Annotated in this window: 2 protein-coding genes; both read right to left on the bottom strand. The window is 68.7% G+C overall.

All coding sequences use genetic code 11. From position 1 onward, the window contains the following. Positions 1-8 precede the first annotated feature (8 nt). A complete protein-coding gene (locus SNE206_RS39900) occupies positions 9-908 on the bottom strand; it encodes a carbohydrate ABC transporter permease (RefSeq protein ID WP_407918492.1) in 900 nt (299 codons plus the stop codon). A 3-nt stretch (positions 909-911) separates the two neighbouring features. After that, the coding region (locus SNE206_RS39895) for a carbohydrate ABC transporter permease (protein ID WP_407918491.1) at positions 912-1,811 on the bottom strand (900 nt) is incomplete at its 5' end.

Below are 1,811 nucleotides of genomic sequence, written 5' to 3'. Positions count from 1 at the left end.
TGCGGACATCAGCCCTTGACCCCTGTCAGTGTCACGCCTTCGATGAAGGCCTTCTGTGCGAAGAAGAAGAGAACGATCACCGGCGCCAGCACCAGCAGGGTCGCCGCCATGGTGAGGTTCCAGTTGGTGTGGTGGGCACCCTTGAAGGATTCCAGGCCGTAGCTCAGGGTCCAGGCGCCCGGGTTCTCGCTGGCGTAGATCTGCGGCCCGAAGTAGTCGTTCCAGCAGCAGAAGAACTGGAAGAGCGCGACGGCCGCGACGGCGGGTTTCGCCATCGGCAGCACGACCCGCAGCAGGGTGCGCAGGTCGCCGCAGCCGTCCATGCGGGCGGCCTCGACGTACTCGTTCGGGATGGTGAGCAGGAACTGCCGCAGCAGGAAGATCGAGAAGGCGTCGCCGAAGGCCATCGGGACGATCAACGGCCAGAGCGTGCCGGTGAGGTGGAGCTGCTTCGCCCAGAAGAGGTACATCGGGACGACCGTGACCTGCGGCGGCAGCATCATCATGGAGATCACCGCCGTCAGGGCGAGGCGGCGGCCGCGGAAGCGGAACTTCGCGAGGGCGTACGCGACCGGCACGCTGGAGGCGACGGTCAGCGCGGTGCCGGCGACCGCGTACAGCAGGGTGTTGCGCCACCAGGTGAGGAAGCCGGGGGTGCTCCAGACCTCGGCGTAGTTGCCCCAGTGCCAGCTCGTCGGCCACAGCTGCGGGGTGAGGGCCTGCTGGTCGCTCATCACCGAGGTGAGGAGGACGAACGCGAACGGCAGCAGGAAGAACAGCGCGGCGGCGATGGCCAGCGAGTGGACGGCCACCCAGGAGAGCACGGCCCGGCGGCGGGCGGTGCGGGCGGCGGGGGTGGTGCCGGCGGCGGCCGGGGGCAGCCGGACGTCCGTGGAGGTGATCGTCATGGGTCAGTCCTCACCGATCAGGCCGGCCCCGCGGCGCAGCAGCAGGGCGGTGAAGGCCATGGAGATCGCGAACAGGATGAGGGCGGCCGCGCAGGCGGTGCCGGTGTCGAAGCGCTGGAAGCCGAGGTTGTAGACCATCTGCGGGAGCGTCCAGGTGGAGCCGTGCGGGTAGCCGGGCTCGAACTGCTGGCCGGAGCCGCCGATCACGCCGCTGGCGACCTTTCCGGCGACGATCGCCTGGGTGTAGTACTGCATGGTCTGGATGACCCCGGTGACCACGGCGAACATCACGATGGGGGAGATGTTCGGCAGGGTGACGAAGCGGAACCGGTGCCACGGCCCGGCGCCGTCGAGTTCGGCGGCCTCGTACTGGTCGCGCGGCACGTCGAGCAGGGCGGCCATGAAGATGACCATGAGGTCGCCGACGCCCCACAGGCCGAGCAGGGTGAGCGCGGGCTTCGACCAGGCCGGGTCGGTGAACCAGCCGGGCTGCGGCAGGCCGATCTCGCCGAGCAGGTGGTTCACCGGGCCGGTGCCGGGGTTGAGCAGGAAGGCGAAGGCCATCGTGGCGGCCACCGGCGGTGCCAGGTAGGGCAGGTAGAAGGCGGTGCGGAAGAATCCGGCGCCGGTTTTCACCTTGGTGATGAGCAGGCCCACGCCGAGCCCGAAGGCCACCCGCAGGGTCACCATGACGACGACCAGCCAGAGGGTGTTCCGCAGGCCCTGCCAGAAGAACGGGTAGTGCGTGAAGAGGTACGTCCAGTTCTTCAGCCCGTTGAAGGCGGGGGCGGTGAAGCCGTCGTACTTCATGAAGGAGAAGTACGCGGTGGACAGCAGCGGGTAGGCGAAGAAGACGCCGAAGCCGATCAGCCAGGGGGAGAGGAAGGCGAGGGTGCGGGCGCG

The sequence above is a fragment of the Kitasatospora sp. NE20-6 genome (assembly GCF_045862635.1).
This window is presented reverse-complemented; position numbering and strand designations above follow the sequence as displayed.